Source organism: Acinetobacter sp. P37 (assembly GCF_057480965.1).
On sequence record NZ_JBLIYY010000008.1, the window covers coordinates 121,993 to 140,843 of the forward strand.

Below are 18,851 nucleotides of genomic sequence, written 5' to 3' on the forward strand. Positions count from 1 at the left end.
AATTGCATGAATGATGTGATTAAGGACTTAAGTGAACTGCGTTTAACTTATCAAAAAGGTGAGTTGCATGAAGATCAGGTGAACCGTGATCCGCATGAGCAGTTTTTATTATGGTTTAACCATGCCTTAGAAGCACAATTGCATGAACCCTATGCCATGTCTTTGGCGACGGCAAATGCCCAAGGTCGTCCGCACGTGCGGACGGTCTTGTTGCGCGGTGCGACCCATGCAGGTTATGACTTCTACACCAACTATGACAGTCAAAAAGGCAATGATCTGCTCGATAATCCTTATGCAGAATTATTGTTTTATTGGCAAGAGCAGGAACGTCAAATTCGGGTCAGTGGTCGTGTGGAAAAGATATCTCTAGAAGAATCGACAGATTATTACCATAAGCGACCGCGTGATAGCCAAATTGCAGCGCACATTAGCACCCCACAAAGTGGTGTTATTGCCAGCCGTGAAGAATTACAACAGCGATTCCAAAATTTGCATGATCAAGTGGAAAGCAAAGACGTATTGGCGAAACCTGAGTTTTGGGGTGGCTATCGTTTAGTTCCGGATTATTATGAATTTTGGCAAGGCCGTCCGAATCGTTTACATGACCGCTTGAGTTATAAACTACAGGATGGTCAATGGGTTTTACAGCGACTGATGCCATAAATGTCTAAACTTTTAATTCAACAAAGACCCTATTTGACGCGCCCTGAAGATATTCAGGGCGTTGCCCCGTTTATTGCTGATTTATTGGCACGTCGCGGGGTTTCTTCCGCACAAGAGCTGGAATTGAAGCTTAAGCACTTACATGCGCCAAACTTAAAGGGTTTAGAGCAAGCGATTGAAATAATCGATCAAGCAATTGATACTCAAAAGAAAATCGTCATTGTTGGTGATTATGATGCCGACGGTGCGACCAGTACTGCATTGATGGTCTTGGCACTACGTGATATGGGCGCGGATGTTGAATATCTAGTTCCAGATCGTTTTAAGTATGGTTATGGTCTGACACCTGCCATTGCCGATTTGGCCTTCGTGAGCTTTACTCCAGATGTGCTGATTACGGTCGATAATGGTATTTCGAGTCATGCCGGTGTAGCACAGGCGCAGGCGCATGGTATGCAGGTGATCATTACCGATCATCACCTGACCACAAAGGAAACACCACAAGCAGAAGCGGTGGTAAATCCCAATCAGCTGGGATGTGAATTTCCAAGCAAAGCCTTGGCTGGCGTGGGTGTTGCATTTTATGTGTTGGCAAATTTGGCCAGTATGCGCAAAAAAAATGCTAAATCCACAGCCAACCTCAGCCAATATTTGGACTTGGTGGCCTTAGGTACTTATGCCGATGTTGCAAGTCTAGATCTGAATAATCGGATTTTGATCGATGCTGGTTTGAAGCGGATACAGCAAGGATTATGTCGTCCAGGGATCAGTGCATTATTGGATATTGCCGGTCGTGATCCTGCACAGTTAAAAGCACAGGACTTGGGCTTTGTGGTCGGCCCACGACTCAATGCAGCTGGGCGTATGGAGACTATGGATATTGGGATTGAGTGTCTGATTGCGGCGGATTTAAGTACCGCTTATCCGATTGCGCAGCAGTTGAATCAACTCAATATTGAAAGACGCCAAGTCGAAGGGCAGATTAAACAGGAAGCTCTGGCTGAGTTAGAACATATTCAGCTTGATCAGGATAACTTACCTGCAGCCTTGATCATGTTTGAGCAACATTGGCATCAGGGCGTGATCGGGATTGTGGCAGGACGTTTAAAAGAGCAATTTCATCGACCTGCAATTGTTTTTGCTGCCGATGAAGATGGTCTACATATTAAAGGTTCAGCACGTTCGATTGAGGGTATTCATATTCGAGACAGTATTGAGCGTATTGCTGAATTACATCCGCATTTGGTGAGCCATTTTGGTGGACATGCCGCAGCGGCAGGTTTGACCATTCTGAAAGAAAATTTTACTGAATTTAAAGTCGCTTTTGAAAGCTTAATTGCAGCTCAGGATGAAGACTTATTTCAAGCGACCATTTGGACCGATGGTGAGTTGGCTGATACAGCGCTTAATGTTGATACTGCGGATTTGTTGCAACACCTCAGTCCATGGGGACAAAAATTTCCTGCTCCTGTATTTGAAGGGCAGTTTAAAATTGTCGATTATCGCTGGCTGAAAGATGTACATCTTAAACTAAAATTGGCTTTGGAAAATGGTCAGATGGTTGAGGCAATTGCATTTAATGCTGCTGAAAAATATGAATTTAATCCAATGCAGGATCATGTACGTTTGGTCTATGAACTGGATAAAAATGAATTTAGAGGAAATGTCAGTTTACAACTTCGAGTCTTACATTTAGTTCAATAAACGCATATAAAAAACCGCTCCTTTGAGCGGTTTTTTATATTGGTTACTTCCGGTGATTAGAAGCGGTATTTCGCTGCTACACCAAACTTGTTGTAATCGTTGTTGCCGACTTCACCGAAGCCCACACGACCTTCAAGGCTGACTTGCGGGGTAAAGAATTTACGTGCACTTACACCGAACTCGGTTTGATCATTAATATCGTTGCTTTGATAATCAGCACCAACACTTAATGTTTTGTCAATGAAGTAGTCAGCTGCTAGATTGAATTCATCTAAGTCACCGAATGCTGCACCGGCTTCAAAGTTAATGTCTTTACCATTGCTTAAAGTAGTCACATATTTGGCACGAAGTGTTGGATCGACACCATCATCATGATCTGTATCCCAACCTTTCACACCAGCGGCGATCAATAAGCCTGGAGCAGGAAGATAACCGACTTCAGCGCCATAGGTTGTTAAGTCGTTGTCTAGGTCATCATTGTCTTTTAAGTCGTGACCGTTCACGTTACCACTTAAATAGAAATCTGAATTTGGTACGAAGTACTCAGCACCAACACCGTATTTGTGTGCTTCAGCGTCACCAATTTCATCATATTGATATTGTGCGCTTACGTTACTTGCGCGGTCTAAGAATGCAGCTTCTGCAAGTGGTGCATTACGTGTTTGAACTGGATTGAAATAGTATGTGCCGTCTACACCGAAAGAGCCGCTTGAACTACCGTTGTCTGGATCGATTAGACCAGCAGATGCACCAATTTCTGCTTGATACGCGTTTGCTGTACCTGTAATGGCTAAAGCTGAAAGTAATGCTGAAGCGATTGCTAATTTTTTCATGCGGATGCTCCCCTCTGGAAAGTTGTTGGCTAATATTTAATACATTTTTTGTTACAACTTTCAGTCTAGAGCAATTTTAAAGATGGTCAATCACTGCAAAGTTGCAGATCTGTGTACTTGGTAAATTTGTGTAATTTTAGTAATTTAAGATATTGAAAAATATATAATTATTATTAATGTTTTGTTTTATTAAAACTGTGTAGATATTATGAATTTGTAGATTATTTGGTCAATAACTCGACTTTTTTTAAAGTAAATATTACATCCAAAAGAAAAAAGTACCGCAAAATTGAGGTGCTTTTTTATGCATATTTCTAATTCAAACGAAATTAGAAACGGAAAGTTGCATTGATGTTGAACGCTTGAACGTCATCACCAAAACCAACTTGACCACCGATTGCTAGGTTCGGGTTTAGGAAGTATTTTGAACGAATAGCGAAGTAATCCGTGTCTTCATCACCATCATCAACGATGTTATAAGCTGCACCTACGCTAAAAGCTTGGTCGAAATAGTAGTCTGCACCAATCGTAACAGCATCTACATCACCAAAAGCGCCATCGGCTTCAAGGTTGATGTATTGGCCATTGTTCAAAGGTGCAACATATTTTGCTTTTACAGCAAAACGGTTGTCTTCGTCATCACCATCGCCAGTATAGCCATCAATACCTGCAGCAAGTAATAGGTTAGAAACAGGTAGGTAACCTACTAAAGCTTTATATGTTGTGCGGTCAGCATCATCATCTGCACGAAGTGAAATTCCAGGGGCTTTAAACTCAGATTCACCTTCCCATTTTTGATATCCGATCGAACCATTTAAGTAAAATTGTTCAACAAAATATTCTACGCCCACATTAAGCGTATGGTATTGGTCTTCGTCTTTTGCAGTGCCTAATATTGTATTTTCAAGTAAAGCTGCATATTCATTGCTTTTCACAATATTGTAGCCATAACTAGCATAAACATTGCTGTTGTGACCAAGAAAAGCAGCTTCATTTAATGGGTCTTTACCAGTTTGTACTGAATCAAAGTACAAAGTGCCTTTTACATCAAATGCATGATCTGAATCTGTAAAGTCATCATCCCAATCCAAGTATAGCCAGCGTCAATTTGGCCGTCATAAGCAAAAGTTGATGAAGTGATAACAGCTAATCCTAGTGCAAGTAATGTTTTATTCATAAAACCCTCGAAACATTATTGTTGTAAATAAAATGTAATAAATAGTAAAGCGAGCGTATTGTTCATATTATGTACATTAAAGTCAATGATTTGGATGATCAATCTGGCTGAAACTGTGCAAATGCTCTGTGATATAATAGGCGGCTATTTAAGCCAAATTTTTTGATTGAGAGTAATTCACGTGGAAATTAATCCGTATCTATTACAGCTAAAAGACTTAAACGACCGTGGTCAAACATTACGGGGGTATCTTTGACTACGATCTGAAAAAAGAGCGTTTAGAAGAGGTTCTACGTGAGCTGGAAGACCCAGCAATTTGGAATGATCAAAGCCGTGCGCAAGCAATGGCGAAAGAAAAAGGTGAACTCGAAAACGTCATTAACGTGCTCGAAGGGCTTTCAACTCAACTAGAAGATGCCCAAGCGATGCTGGATCTTGCGGTTGAAGCAGAAGAAGAAAGCTTACTTGCGGATGTGCAAGCAGAGTTAACTTCAGCGGAAGCAGAACTTGCGAAATTAGAATTCCGTCGTATGTTCAGTAATCCGATGGACCCGAACCCATGCTATGTCGAAATTCAAGCAGGTTCAGGTGGTACTGAAGCACAGGACTGGGCATCGATGTTACTTCGTATGTATCTACGTTGGATTGAACGTCATGGCTTTAAAGCAGAAGTGATGGAAGAGTCTGATGGTGATGTGGCAGGGATCAAGTCTGCAACGATCCGTGTAGAAGGTGAGTATGCATATGGTTGGTTACGTACAGAATCTGGCGTACACCGTTTAGTCCGTAAGTCACCTTTTGACTCGGGTAATCGTCGCCATACTTCATTCTCAGCGGTTTTTGTATCGCCTGAAATTGATGACAATATTGAAATTGAAATCAATCCAGCTGATGTACGTACTGATACCTATCGTGCATCTGGTGCGGGTGGTCAGCACATTAACAAAACAGACTCTGCGGTACGTTTAACTCACGCTCCAACAGGGATTGTGGTGGCATGTCAGAACCAACGTTCACAGCACGCCAACCGTGACCATGCATGGAAACAGTTACGTGCAAAATTGTACGAACTTGAAATGCAAAAACGTAATGATGCGGCACAAGCGTTGGAAGACACCAAGTCAGATATCGGTTGGGGTAGTCAAATTCGTTCATACGTTTTAGATGACTCGCGCATTAAAGACTTACGTACCAGTGTAGAAAGTTCAAACACTGGTGCAGTGCTTGATGGTGATTTAGATAAGTTTATTGAAGCCAGCCTCAAACAAGGTTTGTAATTTAAATTTATATAGAAAACAAGGTTCTATCTGTTTTTGACTGACATATCTAAAAAAATCGATATAAAAATCGAAAAAATACGATATAGTGTATTCAAGATGCTGAATAGAACTTTGTTGTCCAAATTTTTATTTAATTAAACCCGTTTAAATTATGGATATTGATTTAATTTTTAAAGCACTTGCCAATCCGACTCGACGTCAAATCTTGGAATGGTTGAAAACACCAGAACAGTTTTTGTCAGAAGAACAATGTGGCGGCTTTAATCGTGGTGTATGCGCTGGCAATATCGAAAAACTCGGTAATGTTTCGCAGTCTACGATGTCTAATCATTTGTCTGTGTTACAACAGGCGGGCTTAATTCAAGCCGAGAAATATGGTCAATGGTCGTATTTCTCACGCAATGAAGAACTCATTCAGCAATATATCGATTATCTGCAAAACTCACTTTAAATCGTATTTTACATTTGAAGTGTCAGGCGAGACATATATGGCTGAACTCAATACTCCTCTCATTTTGGGTGATTTACACCTCAAAAATCGCGTTGTAATGGCGCCACTAACCCGTAGTCGTGCAACTATTGACCGTGTTCCAACGCCGATGATGGCTGAATATTATGCACAGCGTGCAAGTGCTGGATTAATCATTTCAGAAGCAACAGTCATTTCAGAAGCCGCTAATGGCTATTTGCAGACGCCGGGTTTATTTACCGATGCTCAAGTTCAGGGCTGGAAATTGGTGACCCAAGCCGTACATGAACAGCAAGGTTTAATTGTGGCACAATTGTGGCATGTCGGACGTGTCTCACATCCCGATCTTTTGAATGGTGATACACCAGTTTCTGCCAGTGCGGTACAACAGGCGGGTTATGTCAGTCTGCTTCGCCCAAAACGCGAATATGTCGTGCCACGTCCATTAGAGATTGCAGAAATCAAAAGCATTGTTGAGCAATACAAGCAGTCTGCAATTAAAGCCAAAGAAGCCGGTTTTGATGGTGTGGAATTGCATGCGGCCAATGGTTATTTAATCGATCAATTCCTACAAAGCAAAACCAATTTACGTGAAGATGAGTATGGTGGTTCTGTAGAAAACCGCGCACGTTTATTGCTTGAAGTGGTGGATGCGCTGATTGAAGTGTGGGGGGCAGGTCGTGTAGGTGTGCATCTTGCGCCGCGTGGTGATGAACACGACATGGGCGATCATGATCCACGTGAAACCTTTGGCTATGCTTTAGAGCAGTTGGGGCAGAGGAAGATTGCATTTTTCTTTACCCGTGAATATCTGGCGGATGACAGTATTAGTAATTATCTGAAACAGCGCTCAAATGGTGTGCCATATATTGCCAATATGCGTTTAAGCCGTGAAGATGCTGTTGATTTATTGACCTCAGGTAAAGCCGATGCGGTGTCTTTTGGTAAAGCTTATATTGCCAATCCAGATTTGTTTGAACGTTTGCTAGCGAATGCTGCACTGAATGAATTGCAGTTGGAAAATATGATTGGAACAGATGTAGCCGAAGGCTATATTGATTATCCAAGCATGAAAAATAAATTTGGTTCAGGTCGTTCAACCTATTAATCGACACTTGAATACGCATTATCCATTAACATGTGGATAATGCTCTGATATATTCTGCCGATTCAAACCGTTTTTGAGCGTAATAATTTGACTACTCCTTTTTGGTATAACGCAGCTTTGGCGCTGATTAAGCCGCTATATCAATGGCGCATCAAAAAACGTGCTGAAGATTTCCAACTATATCAGCAAGAGTGTCTTGAGCGCTTTGGGCCATTTCAGCCAGTTAAAAACCGTAATGCAATTTGGTTTCATGTGGTTTCCGTCGGAGAAACTAACGCTGCGCAGCCGCTGATTGAACATTATCTCAAAGCAGGTCATCCGGTCTTAGTTACCAATACCACCAAAACCGGACAAGCGCGTGCGAAACAATTATTTTTAAAAGCACCGTATGAATCGCTATTTCAGGCCGTGTATCTGCCAGCAGATCAAAAAAAATTAGTCCGTCGTTTTATCGAAAAATATCAACCGAAAATGTTGGCTCTAGTCGAAACTGAACTCTGGCCAAATTTGATGATTGAAGCCGATCAGGCCAATGTTCCGTGTTTATTGATTAATGCCAGATTATCTGAAAAATCGGCGAAGGGTTATAGCAAAGTCCCGAGTTTGACGCAGCCGATGCTAAAGAGTTTGAAACAATTATTGGCGCAAGATCAGGCAACTTTAGCGCGATTTATTGAGTTGGGTGCAAACCCGCATACCAGTCAGGTCGTCGGTAGTATCAAGTTTGATATTCATGCGCCCGATAGCTTTGTGCAACAAGCAGCGCAGTTGCGTCAAGATTGGGATTTGCAAGGCCGTAAAATCATCACCATTGCCAGTACGCATGCGCCCGAGGAACAAAAACTACTCGCAGCGCTGCAGCCGATTTTGCAACAACAGCCTGAGCTGTTATGTATCGTCGTACCACGTCATCCTGAACGCTTTGATGACGTTTTTGTAGAAGCGCAGAAACTGAATTTACGCACACAGCGCCGCAGTTTAAAGCAAACGATTCAGCCTGAAACGCAGGTATATTTGGCAGATAGTATGGGTGAATTGTGGTTGTGGTTGGCTTTGAGCCAAGCGTGTTTTGTCGGTGGTTCGTTGAATGAACCGGGTGGTGGGCATAATATTTTGGAGCCCATTACGTTACATGTCCCGACAGTATTAGGTCAGCATTATTTTAATTTTCAAACCATTGTGGATGAGTTTGTAGCGGCCCATGCGGTTGTGGTTGTGCGGGATTTTGAGCAGGCGGCCAGTGCATTGGTTGACATCATTCAAAATACTGCGAAAGCTCAGGCTTTAAATGATGCAGCGCAGCTGATTATGCAAAAAAATACCGGGTCGCTGCAAAAGCATATTCAGGTGATTGATCAGTACCTTTGATTTTTCAACCATGATTTAAATTGGTTGATGCTTTAAATAGATGAATGAATAGGCTCGACAGAGTCTTACATTTAAGATTTGAAGAAAGGGGTTAGCCTTCGGTTGGAGGTACTCTTACGAAACGTCGTTTCTCATTCGGTAAAATGAGATGCGAAGCTTCGCAAGGAAGCCATTTTGCGGTGCAATGCAGCTCACGACAAAACGCGTCGAATTTTTATGTCTAACAAATAATCGCTGAAACTCGAGTGATTCTATTGAGTGTTGCCTTGAACCGTTGTGGATGACGTTTTCGCGTATCCAATTGCACTGGGTAAGAGAATTTTTATGAACATCGTCCTGCTTGACCCACGTCAAACTGAATCTAAACTGTGGAGTATCAGTGCCAAACGCCAAATTGAGCATTTAAAAACCCATGTCGATGTACAAGTGGGCGATACACTCAAAGTCGGGATTCGGGAAGGAAAGCGTTATTTAACCCAAATCATCAGTATCAGTGATGAGCGCATTCAACTTAAACCCTTACAAGAAGAAGAAGTACCTGCAAAGCATCCGGTGACTTTAATTGTGGCAATGCCTCGTCCGAAAGTGTTGCGCCGTCTGATCATGGATGCCGTCACCTTAGGTGTAGAAAAAATCATTTTGCTGCACAGTTATCGCGTGGATAAAAGCTATTGGCAGACACCATTTTTACAGCAGCTCGATCACTATGTGACGTTGGGTTTGGAGCAGGCAGGTGACACCATTGCGCCCAAAATTGAACTGTATAAACGCTTTAAACCCTTTGTGGAGGATGTTTTACCGAGCATGATCTCTTCGGACTATCCCGCTTATGTGGCGCACCCTTATGTCGAAGATGTGATGCCTGCAGGGATTCAACATGGATGTACGATCATTATTGGGCCTGAAGGTGGATTTATCCCTTATGAGGTCGATTTGCTCATAAAAAACGGTTGCCAAGCAGTCAGCTTAGGCAACCGAATTATCCGTACAGAAACTGTGATTCCGTACGTTTTAGGGCGATTATTTAGCTGTTGAAGCTTCTGTCTCAGCTTGATCACCACGGTAAACTTTCACTTCCTGTACAGGGTAAGGAATTGAAATACCATTTTGATTGAATGCTTGGATAACGTGTTCTTGCACTTCACTGATCGAGTTCGCAGTGGTGGTTTCTGTGGTATCTACCCACCAACGGACATTCAGATTGACTGAGAAATCAGCCAAAGCATTCACGTTTACGGTAAACGCAGGTTGGCTCAAAATCGTTGGGTCTTTGTCCAAAATAGCCAAAACAATATTTTTAGCTTTTTGAATGTCATCTTCATAACCAATACCCACCACAAATTCACAACGACGACGTTGATAAGCGGTATTCACCGTTACCGCACTGGTGTAAACCGTCGCGTTTGGAATCACGATACGACGACCATCTGGAGAACGTAGGAAGGTTGCACGGATCTGAATATCTTCAACCGTACCTTCCATGCCTGACACAATAATGTCGTCACCGATTTTGAATGGTTCACCGAGGAGAATCAAAATACCCGACAGTAAGTTCTGGAAAATATCTTTAAACGCGAAACCGATTGCGACCGAACCAATCCCCAATGCACTCATGAGCTGACCCGGTGTGAACCCAGGAATCGCAATGACCATTGCAATTAGGAAACCGAAGAACATAATGGCTGAGCTACCCACACGGTTCAGGACCAAAACTAGATTTTGTTTTGAGTAAGAGCGGTCAGTGAGCGCTTTACGAACAAAGAATCTAAAGAGTTTAGACAGTAGATAGAAGATCGTAAAAACAATTAATGCGATACAAATATATGGCAGGCGTTCCCAAAATCCATCGACAAATTTATCGATCGTTGAGTATGCATCATTATATTTAGAGGTATGTTCTAGCACGGTTTGTGCGGTTTTTTCTGTTGCCTCTTGCAAAAGTTGAGTCGTGCCTTGAGTGACATCACTCAAGGCATTTTCTTTTTCAGCCACGAGTTTTCCAAATGTTTCGATTTTTCGCTATTTTGCCTGAAATTAGTGGCGAAAATAACCCTCATTTACAGGCTTGCGAACAGATGTATCAAAATTCAGACAGGCTCAAATTCGGTTAGTGGCTTAGAAATATTCAGTGCCTTGTTGAATGATTTCTGTTGGCGATTCAATTTCTCCGCTACCCATCATATACGAGGTGATGCTACCTGTAGCCAAGAGCGACAAGACACTGATTAAAATCATCAACCATGCCAGAATTTTTTCCCAAACTGCAGCAGGGCGTGGCGCGCCGTATTGATTTACGGTCGGTGTGCCTGAGGCCAATAATAAATACAGGATAAAGAATAGATTGATCACGGGGATAAATAAAAGTAGTAGCAACCAACCGGCTTTATTGAGGTCATGCAGTCGACGGACGACAAAGACACAATAGAAATAGATATAGAGAATAATAATTGCCAAATAGGCGAGGCCAGATACCCCGGTGAATATGCCAACAAATTGCTCATTTAACGCCATGGTATTGATGTTAAAAATACCCACAGCAAGGCTTAAAGCGATTATGGCAAAAAAGCTGATGATATTGAGAAAGCCATACCAACCAATCATGCTCAGTCGACCAAAACGTCCATCAGGTTTCAGGGGATTATCCGATTTATTGGTCGTCTGACGGGAAAAGAAAGAAGAGTCATTGGTATTCATGCTTGGGTCAACTCAACGTATATGAAAGAATAAAAAAGCGGAGTGCTGAGTAAAATTACCTTTGCAGTATAGGTTTAATTGAACCGGTCAGATACTGAATTAAAACATGTTTTTGTTGAAATTTTGCTTATAGATGTGCTTTAAATGGGAAAGAATAATACGACCAAAGCATGATTGCTGCGATTAAAAATTAATCGTCATACTGCTGTGATGCAGGAATTATAAAAGTAGAAATGTGGCATGGCATCTCGTGATGAGATGAATCAGATCAAGGAAAATACAATATGAAAGAGATCTATCCAGTACCTGAAAGTTTCAAAAAAACCGCACGCATCAACGAATCGGAGTACTTTGAGCGTTATCAAAAATCGATTGAACAACCAGATGAGTTTTGGGCGGAGCAAGCGCAAAAGATCGATTGGATCAAACCGTTTACCCAAGTTAAAAATACAAATTTTAAGCAAGATGATTTTAAGATCGAGTGGTTTGCTGACGGTGAATTGAATGTCAGTGCCAACTGTCTCGATCGACATTTAAAAGAACATCCACATAAACCGGCCATTATTTGGGAAGGTGATCATCCTTCACGGCATAAAATTATTTCTTTTGAAGAACTGCATGATGAAACTTGCCGTTTTGCCAATGTGTTAAAAAAACATGGCGTGGGCAAAGGCGACCGTGTGGTGTTGTATATGCCAATGGTGCCCGAAGCGGCAATTGCGATGTTGGCCTGTACCCGAATTGGTGCAGTACATTGCGTAGTTTTTGGCGGTTTCTCACCAGACTCATTGGCAAGTCGTATCGATGACAGTCAGGCGAAAGTCGTGATTACTGCGGATTGTGGGATGCGTGGTGGCAAGCCCATTCCACTCAAAGAAAATGTCGATCTTGCACTCGACATTGAAGGCACATCTTCGGTTCAAAATGTCATTGTGGTACACCGTACAGGTAACCCGATTGAAATGAAGTCTGAGCGTGACCTGTGGTATCACATGGAAATCATGTCGGTCAATGATATTTGTCCACCTGAACCTATGAATGCCGAGGACCCGCTATTTATTTTGTATACATCAGGTTCGACAGGAAAACCGAAAGGTGTATTGCATACCACAGGCGGCTATTTAACCTATGTGAATTGTACCTTCCGTGAAGTTTTTGACCTTAAACAAGATGATGTGTTTTGGTGTACTGCCGATGTTGGTTGGATTACGGGACATTCTTATGTGTTGTATGGGCCATTGTCGAATGGCACCACGACCGTGATGTTTGAAGGTGTACCACAATATCCAAGTTGGGCTCGGACCGGACATATTGTTGATAAACATAACGTCACTATTTTATATACGGCACCGACTGCAATCCGCGCCATGATGCGAGAAGGGGATGCCTTTGTCCGAGAAAGTGACCGCAGTAGTCTGCGTTTACTAGGTTCGGTGGGTGAACCGATTAACCCAGAGGCATGGAATTGGTACTACACCGTGGTAGGTGAAAGCCGCTGCCCAGTGGTGGATACATGGTGGCAAACAGAGACGGGTGGTTTCATGATTACGCCATTGCCGGGAGCAACCGATTTAAAACCGGGTTCAGCGACGCGTCCATTCTTTGGTGTACAACCTGCGATTGTCGATGCTGAAGGCAATGAGCTTGAAGGCGCCGTAGAAGGTAACTTGGTGATTAAGGATTCTTGGCCGGGACAAATGCGAACCATTTGGGGTGATCCTGAGCGCTTTATTGAAGCCTATTTCTCCACTTATCCGGGGACGTATTTTACAGGTGATGGCGCACGTCGTGACGAGTCTGGCTATTATTGGATTACGGGTCGTGTGGATGACGTCTTGAACGTTTCAGGGCATCGATTGGGAACGGCTGAAATTGAAAGTGCGTTGGTTGCACATGATGCTGTGGCAGAGTCTGCGGTGGTGGGTATGCCGCATGATATTAAAGGACAGGGGATTTGCGCCTTTGTGACCTTACAAGCAGGGACAGCTGAGACGGATGAGTTACGTCAGGAACTGGTGGCTTGGGTACGCAAAGTCCTTGGACCAGTGGCAACGCCAGATGCATTGCATTGGGCGCCGGCCTTACCGAAAACCCGTTCTGGTAAAATCATGCGCCGTATTTTAAGAAAAATTGCGGCCAATGAATTGGACTCTTTAGGCGACACTTCGACCTTGGCAGAGCCTCAAGTGGTTGAACATTTGATTGCGACGGTTTATCCGAAGTCATAAGCAACTTGAGCGTGAGTGATAGCGTTCTGATGAAAGTTCACTATCGCTCATGCGATGGGTTATAAAGGTAATATTTAACGTCCTTTCCCCTAGAAAAGTTGATTAGGATGAAGGGCCGTTCATGATGCATTTTATCCATCGTACATACGACGGATAACAAAGACCAAGCCATGAGTCGCCTGAATGTTGGTGACTTAGATTTCATGAGATATAGATTTTACAGATATAGACTGCAGGCATTGAGATAAGCTGAATGCCTGCGCTTTGTTAAGCTAAAACGGTAACAGAATAATCAGTTAGACATATGAACGCTTCAACTCCATTGACTCAAGATCCGATCGATATTGCCCAAAAACTGGCGGCAGAATTTGCCACGACGGCTGCTCAGCGTGATAAGCAGGGGGGAAATCCCAAAGCTGAACGTGATTTGATTCGTCAAAGTGGTTTGCTTGCACTGTCCATTGGACAACAATACGGTGGACAGGGTGCAGATTGGCAGACGATTTTTAAAACCATTCAAACCATTGCTCAAGTGGATAGCTCATTGGCGCATGTTTATGGTTTCCATCATTTATTAATTGCAACGGTACAGTTGTTCGCGCAGCCAGAGCAATATGGCCCGTGGTTTGAACAGACTGCACGTGAGCATTTATTTTGGGGCAACACCCTAAACCCTTTAGACCGCCGTACTACAGCGACGCAACTGTCTGAACATGAATATGTGTTTCATGGCGATAAAAGTTTTTGTTCGGGTTCCATGGATTCAGACATTTTGCTGTGTTCTGGCTTCAATGAAGATGGAAAATTATTGATCGGGGTGATTCCTACAGCACGTGAAGGCGTCAGTTTTCTCGGCGATTGGGACAATATGGGACAACGTCAAACCGACAGTGGAAGTAGCCATTTTGAACAAGTTAAAATTTCCAAAGATGAATTACTACTGAACCCGGGGCCTTTGAGTACACCGTATTCAAGCTTACGTCCGTTGATTGCACAGTTGATCTTTGTGCATATGTTTTTAGGGGTGGCAGAAGGGGCTTTTGAAACAGCAAAACAGACGGTTCAAAACCAAAAAGCATGGTCAAAATCATTGGTTGAAAATGCAGTGAATGACCCATTTATTCAAAAGCATTTTGCTGAGTTTTATGCGCAATTAGAAAGTGTACGTTTATTGGCAGATAAAGCGGTTCAGCGTTTGCAATGGGCTTGGGAGATTGGTGAAGCTTTGACGGCGGAACAACGTGGAGAAGTCTCTATTGCGATTGCAACAGCCAAAATCGCAGCCACCAATAGCTCGCTATACATTACGCAAAATATTTTCCAAGTGATGGGCGCACGTGCCACAACTGCCAAACTAAATTTAGATCGCTTCTGGCGCAATGTACGTACCCAGACCTTACACGATCCGATTGATTATAAATATCAGGAGGTCGGTGAATGGGTGCTCACAGCGAAAGTGCCAGATCCAAGTTTTTATTCTTAAACGTATATTGCACATGAGCCAATAAAAAGCCTCCGAAAGGGAGGCTTTTTTGCAATGTGCTGACAGTCGATTTAACGCTGATGAATATTTTCTAAGGTATCGACTAAGGTTCGCGTTGTTTGATCAATCTCATAATTCACGGCATCACCGACTTGGACATCTTTCCATGTGGTGAGACGCAGTGTTTCAGGAATGAGATCGATTGAAATTTCACTATTGGCACGATCAACACGGTTCACAGTCAAACTACAACCATTGAGCCCAATAAAACCTTTGAGAAAGAAATATTTAATATTGCCTGCCGGAATGTGAATATCGAGATGAAAGGTTTCCCCGCGATGCTCTAAGTTTTTGATCGTGGCTGTGCCTTCGATATGACCATATAGATTGTGACCACCATTTTCTGCTCCAACTTTGGCTGAGCGTTCGACATTGACTTCATCACCGGCCTTGAGTGCTTTTAACGTGGTGAGTTGATTGGTCAAATCAGAGACATCAAAATGCACTTGGTTGGCTGCCAAATCAATATGTGTAGCCGTTAAACACACCCCATTAATCGCCACACTTGCCCCGATAAAGACATCATGAAAAAAATTCTGATGATTTGAAATCACCAAGGTTGTGAAGCCATTACCTTGACGAATCTCTAAGACTTTTTCTAAACCTTGCACGATGCCTGTATACATGGGAGCGTCTCTAAAATGATTTGCGTTTTCTGTATTGTAGGGACAAAACGACCGATCGGCTATGCCTTAGAGTGACCATTTCAGTACAGTGTTTTGATCTCTAACAGTTCGATCTTGGCAATATCTACAATGCTCGGAATGTTTCAATTGCAGTTAAGCGAGACTGCTTTATATCGACGATCGGTTGAGGGTAATTCAATTCCAGTTGAGGATTTTTGGCAAAGGGTTGGTGAATTTGTTTGGCATCCAAATCTGCCAGTTCAGGTAGCCATTGACGTAAATAATCCCCGTTCGGATCAAATTTCTGAGATTGGCTGATCGGGTTAAAAATCCGAAAATAAGGTACAGCATCTGTACCCGTCGAGGCGCACCATTGCCAACCGCCATTATTGGCTGCTAAGTCACCATCGACAAGGTGCTGCATAAACCATTGTTCCCCCAACCGCCAATCGATCAGTAGATTCTTACTGAGGAACATGGCACAAATCATCCGCACCCGATTATGCATCCAACCCGTAGCCAGTAGTTGACGCATCCCTGCATCGACGATCGGAATGCCCGTCTGGCCGTATTGCCACGCAGCAAAGTCTTGTGGTGCATGGCGCCATTTTATTTTTAAGGTTTTGGTTTGAAACGGCTGGTGCTGAGAAACTTGCGGGTAGTCAAATAAAATGTGCTGGTAAAATTCACGCCAAAGCAGCTCATCGAGCCAAGTTTGTTGTCCTCTGTGGTCGATCTGGAAATAGCCGCCTTGTTCACGAAACAGGGCTTGCAGACATTGGCGAATAGACAAGATGCCCAAGTTTAAATACATGCCAATTCGACTGGTTCCATTGAGCGCAGGAAAGTCCCGATCATCAGCATAACGATGCAGATGTTGTTCAATAAATTCATCTAAGCACTGTAGTGCGTGATCTTCTCCAATCGGCCAAAGCTCGATTTGAGTGGCTAACAGCGATGTGGGATAAAAAGGACTTAAATCAAATTGATTTTGCCACAGCGAATGCGGTTCGAGGGCCGCTTGGGCTTCAATAGCGGGATAACAAGTAGGCAGACTTATGCTTAATTTTTCGTAGCAATTTTTCTTAAATGCACCGAAAACTTGATAAGGATGTCCAGATTGATTGCGAATACTGCCAACAGGAAACAGGGTGCGGTCATGGTACAGCTCAACAGAGATGTGCTGCTGTTCTAATAACTGTTGTACTTCGCGATCTCGTTTAAGTTCATTCACACCGTGTTCAATATGTGCATGAACAGTGCGTACATTGAGCTGAGTGCATAGGCTTAAAAGCTCAGTGGCGATGTCTGACCAATGGGGAATATGCTGAATAATCAGTGGAATATTTAGTTCAGCCAATTGCTGTCGCAAAAGTTCCAGCTGGGCAAGATAGCGATGGATTTTAATGGGGGCATCATCATGCCTTGTCCATTGTTCAGGAGAAAGCGCAATAAAGGCAATCGTTGGACCAGACTGTGTCGCCTGCCACAGTGCGCTATGGTCATGTCGTCTTAAATCTTGTCGAAACCAAACCAGTTGCATGTTTATTGCCTCTTGTTTTGTTGGAAATATCACAGGAATTACGGGGTGTCTATTGGTGATAAAATCATCTAAAAAATATCGATTTTTATAAAAAACCATATAATATCTATGGTTTAAGTTAACCGATTGCGCACAATCCTGTCAGCTTAAGCGTACAAGCAACGAAGTTTTTAGACGCTATGCGTGCTTTTAAATTTTACCTAAGATGAACTTATACAGGAACAGGACGTTCCGGAACATAAAACAATAACAAAGTGTTCACCATCAGGACTGTGAAGCAAGACAGGAGTCATGCTTAAGTATCCATATAGAAAAAGCCCGACAGGATGTCGGGCTTTTTCTTTGTCTACAGATCCGCTCATGTTCTAGAACTAGAGCATGTCTTTAAATTGGACTGGAGATAAAAAATCCCCTAAGCCGAGCCTTAGGGGAGGAAAGTGAAGTGAGCCGGTTGTGATTATTATGCTGATTACATGAGCTGTGACTGCATCAACAATTATGCTGATTTAGCCTGCACAACTTGCTGCTGTTGAGCTTCCAGTTCACGAACCAGTGGCAACACTTTTTCGCCAAAGTATTCCACTTCTTCAATGAAGTGGAGAAAACCTGAGAGAACCAAATCGACACCTACACTTTTGAGTTCCACAATGCGTTCGGCAATTTGTTGTGGCGTGCCAATCAGATTGGTTTTAAAGCCGTCGTTGTATTGAACCAAATCTTCAAAAGTAGATTTTGCCCAGTTACCTTCGCCTTCTTTTGTGGATGCACCTGCTTCACGAGTTGCATCGCCAAAGGCATTGACCGCTTCAGTATTAGCATTGTCGATAATAGCTTGAAGCACCGCTTGGGCTTCTTCCTCAGTATCTCGGGCAATGATGAAGGCATTCACCCCGATTTTGACCTGATGGTTATTGGCCTTGGCTTTTTCACGAATATCATCGATCTGCTTTTTCAACTCAGCAGGGCTATTGCCGTTGGTGAAGTACCAATCGGAAACACGTGATGCCATGTCACGTGCTGCACGTGAACTGCCACCTTGGAAGATTTCAATATGCGGTTTTTGCACCGGTTTCGGAGATAGAGTGTAGTCTTTAAATTGATAGTATTTACCATCAAAACTAAAGTTATCCTGCGTCCAAACGCCTTTTAGGCTACGAATGAATTCTTCAGAGCGCGCATAGCGTTGATCATGCTCGGGCCATTCTTCACCAATCGCATCAAACTCACCACGGAACCAGCCACTCACAACATTGATTGCAATACGGCCATTGGTAAGATGATCAATGGTCGCCAATTGTTTTGCAGCCAGAGCCGGTTTCCAAGGGCCGGGTAAAATCGCTGCAATGACTTTGAGCTTTTCGGTTTTGGCCAAAATACCATGACTGAAACTCACCGATTCATGTTGATTTTCGGCGTTATAGCCTGCGGTAAAACGAATTTGACTCAGCGCATAATCAAAGCCACTTTTTTCTGCAGCTTGTGCCAAACGCACGTTATAGTCATAGCTCCAATCGGTACGCTGTTCAATATTACTGACCACCAAACCACCACTGACGTTTGGTACCCAGTACGCAAATGTAATGTTTTTTTCTTGTACTGACATTTTGCAAACCCT

Annotated in this window: 16 protein-coding genes; 9 read left to right on the forward strand and 7 right to left on the reverse strand. The window is 43.0% G+C overall.

Annotation, left to right across the window (positions count from 1 at the left end; genetic code table 11):
• Positions 1 to 6: 6 nt before the first annotated feature.
• A complete protein-coding gene (gene pdxH / locus AC25JC_RS09535; RefSeq protein ID WP_180002691.1) occupies positions 7 to 663 on the forward strand; it encodes a pyridoxamine 5'-phosphate oxidase in 657 nt (218 codons plus the stop codon).
• Entirely contained in the window at positions 664 to 2,367 is a 1,704-nt protein-coding gene (gene recJ, locus AC25JC_RS09540; protein WP_486923924.1) for a single-stranded-DNA-specific exonuclease RecJ, read from the forward strand.
• A 56-nt stretch (positions 2,368 to 2,423) separates the two neighbouring features.
• Here recJ and AC25JC_RS09545 read toward each other — a convergent pair whose 3' ends face one another.
• The gene (locus AC25JC_RS09545; protein ID WP_486923925.1) at positions 2,424 to 3,200 is read right to left on the reverse strand and encodes a putative porin; all 777 of its coding nucleotides are present in this window, start codon (positions 3,198 to 3,200) and stop codon (positions 2,424 to 2,426) included.
• 329 nt (positions 3,201 to 3,529) lie between these two features.
• Positions 3,530 to 4,291, reverse strand: a complete 762-nt coding sequence (locus AC25JC_RS09550; protein WP_486923926.1) for a putative porin — start codon at positions 4,289 to 4,291, stop codon at positions 3,530 to 3,532.
• A 267-nt stretch (positions 4,292 to 4,558) separates the two neighbouring features.
• On the opposite strand from AC25JC_RS09550, the gene prfB reads away from it, so the two are divergent.
• The 5 genes from prfB (at position 4,559) to AC25JC_RS09575 (ending at position 9,637) form a co-directional block, all read left to right on the forward strand.
• A protein-coding gene (prfB, locus tag AC25JC_RS09555; protein WP_111884474.1) for a peptide chain release factor 2 occupies positions 4,559 to 5,654 on the forward strand; the annotation gives its coding sequence in 2 pieces (ribosomal slippage) (positions 4,559 to 4,630 and positions 4,632 to 5,654; 1,095 coding nt in all).
• A 154-nt stretch (positions 5,655 to 5,808) separates the two neighbouring features.
• Positions 5,809 to 6,108: an ArsR/SmtB family transcription factor gene (locus tag AC25JC_RS09560; protein ID WP_078190555.1), complete on the forward strand. Its 300-nt coding sequence runs from the start codon at positions 5,809 to 5,811 to the stop codon at positions 6,106 to 6,108.
• A gap of 37 nt (positions 6,109 to 6,145) precedes the next feature.
• On the forward strand, positions 6,146 to 7,234 hold the full coding sequence (locus AC25JC_RS09565) for an alkene reductase (RefSeq protein ID WP_486923927.1): 1,089 nt from the start codon (positions 6,146 to 6,148) through the stop codon (positions 7,232 to 7,234).
• A gap of 87 nt (positions 7,235 to 7,321) precedes the next feature.
• Positions 7,322 to 8,602 (forward strand): 3-deoxy-D-manno-octulosonic acid transferase, encoded by a 1,281-nt coding sequence (locus AC25JC_RS09570; RefSeq protein ID WP_486923928.1) that lies wholly within the window; start codon positions 7,322 to 7,324, stop codon positions 8,600 to 8,602.
• Between the two features lie 324 nt (positions 8,603 to 8,926).
• Positions 8,927 to 9,637 (forward strand): 16S rRNA (uracil(1498)-N(3))-methyltransferase, encoded by a 711-nt coding sequence (locus AC25JC_RS09575; RefSeq protein WP_486923929.1) that lies wholly within the window; start codon positions 8,927 to 8,929, stop codon positions 9,635 to 9,637.
• Here AC25JC_RS09575 and AC25JC_RS09580 read toward each other — a convergent pair.
• Both AC25JC_RS09580 and AC25JC_RS09585 read right to left on the reverse strand, forming a co-directional pair.
• Positions 9,623 to 10,594 (reverse strand): mechanosensitive ion channel family protein, encoded by a 972-nt coding sequence (locus AC25JC_RS09580; RefSeq protein WP_078193200.1) that lies wholly within the window; start codon positions 10,592 to 10,594, stop codon positions 9,623 to 9,625. The genes AC25JC_RS09575 and AC25JC_RS09580 overlap by 15 nt on opposite strands.
• Before the next feature lie 123 nt (positions 10,595 to 10,717).
• On the reverse strand, positions 10,718 to 11,296 hold the full coding sequence (locus AC25JC_RS09585; protein WP_486923930.1) for a DUF805 domain-containing protein: 579 nt from the start codon (positions 11,294 to 11,296) through the stop codon (positions 10,718 to 10,720).
• Between the two features lie 284 nt (positions 11,297 to 11,580).
• Between AC25JC_RS09585 and acs the strand changes: the two genes are divergently transcribed.
• Together acs and AC25JC_RS09595 are read left to right on the forward strand one after the other, a co-directional pair.
• A complete protein-coding gene (acs, locus tag AC25JC_RS09590; RefSeq protein WP_486923931.1) occupies positions 11,581 to 13,524 on the forward strand; it encodes an acetate--CoA ligase in 1,944 nt (647 codons plus the stop codon).
• 304 nt (positions 13,525 to 13,828) lie between these two features.
• Positions 13,829 to 15,007, forward strand: coding sequence for an acyl-CoA dehydrogenase family protein (locus tag AC25JC_RS09595; RefSeq protein ID WP_486923932.1), 1,179 nt, complete (start codon positions 13,829 to 13,831; stop codon positions 15,005 to 15,007).
• 71 nt (positions 15,008 to 15,078) lie between these two features.
• Here AC25JC_RS09595 and AC25JC_RS09600 read toward each other — a convergent pair whose 3' ends face one another.
• The 3 genes from AC25JC_RS09600 to sfnG form a co-directional block, all read right to left on the reverse strand.
• Entirely contained in the window at positions 15,079 to 15,693 is a 615-nt protein-coding gene (locus tag AC25JC_RS09600; RefSeq protein ID WP_180084424.1) for a riboflavin synthase subunit alpha, read from the reverse strand.
• Between the two features lie 124 nt (positions 15,694 to 15,817).
• A complete protein-coding gene (locus tag AC25JC_RS09605; RefSeq protein WP_486923933.1) occupies positions 15,818 to 17,236 on the reverse strand; it encodes a cryptochrome/photolyase family protein in 1,419 nt (472 codons plus the stop codon).
• 496 nt (positions 17,237 to 17,732) lie between these two features.
• Positions 17,733 to 18,839, reverse strand: coding sequence for a dimethylsulfone monooxygenase SfnG (sfnG, locus tag AC25JC_RS09610; RefSeq protein ID WP_486923934.1), 1,107 nt, complete (start codon positions 18,837 to 18,839; stop codon positions 17,733 to 17,735).
• Positions 18,840 to 18,851 lie beyond the last annotated feature (12 nt).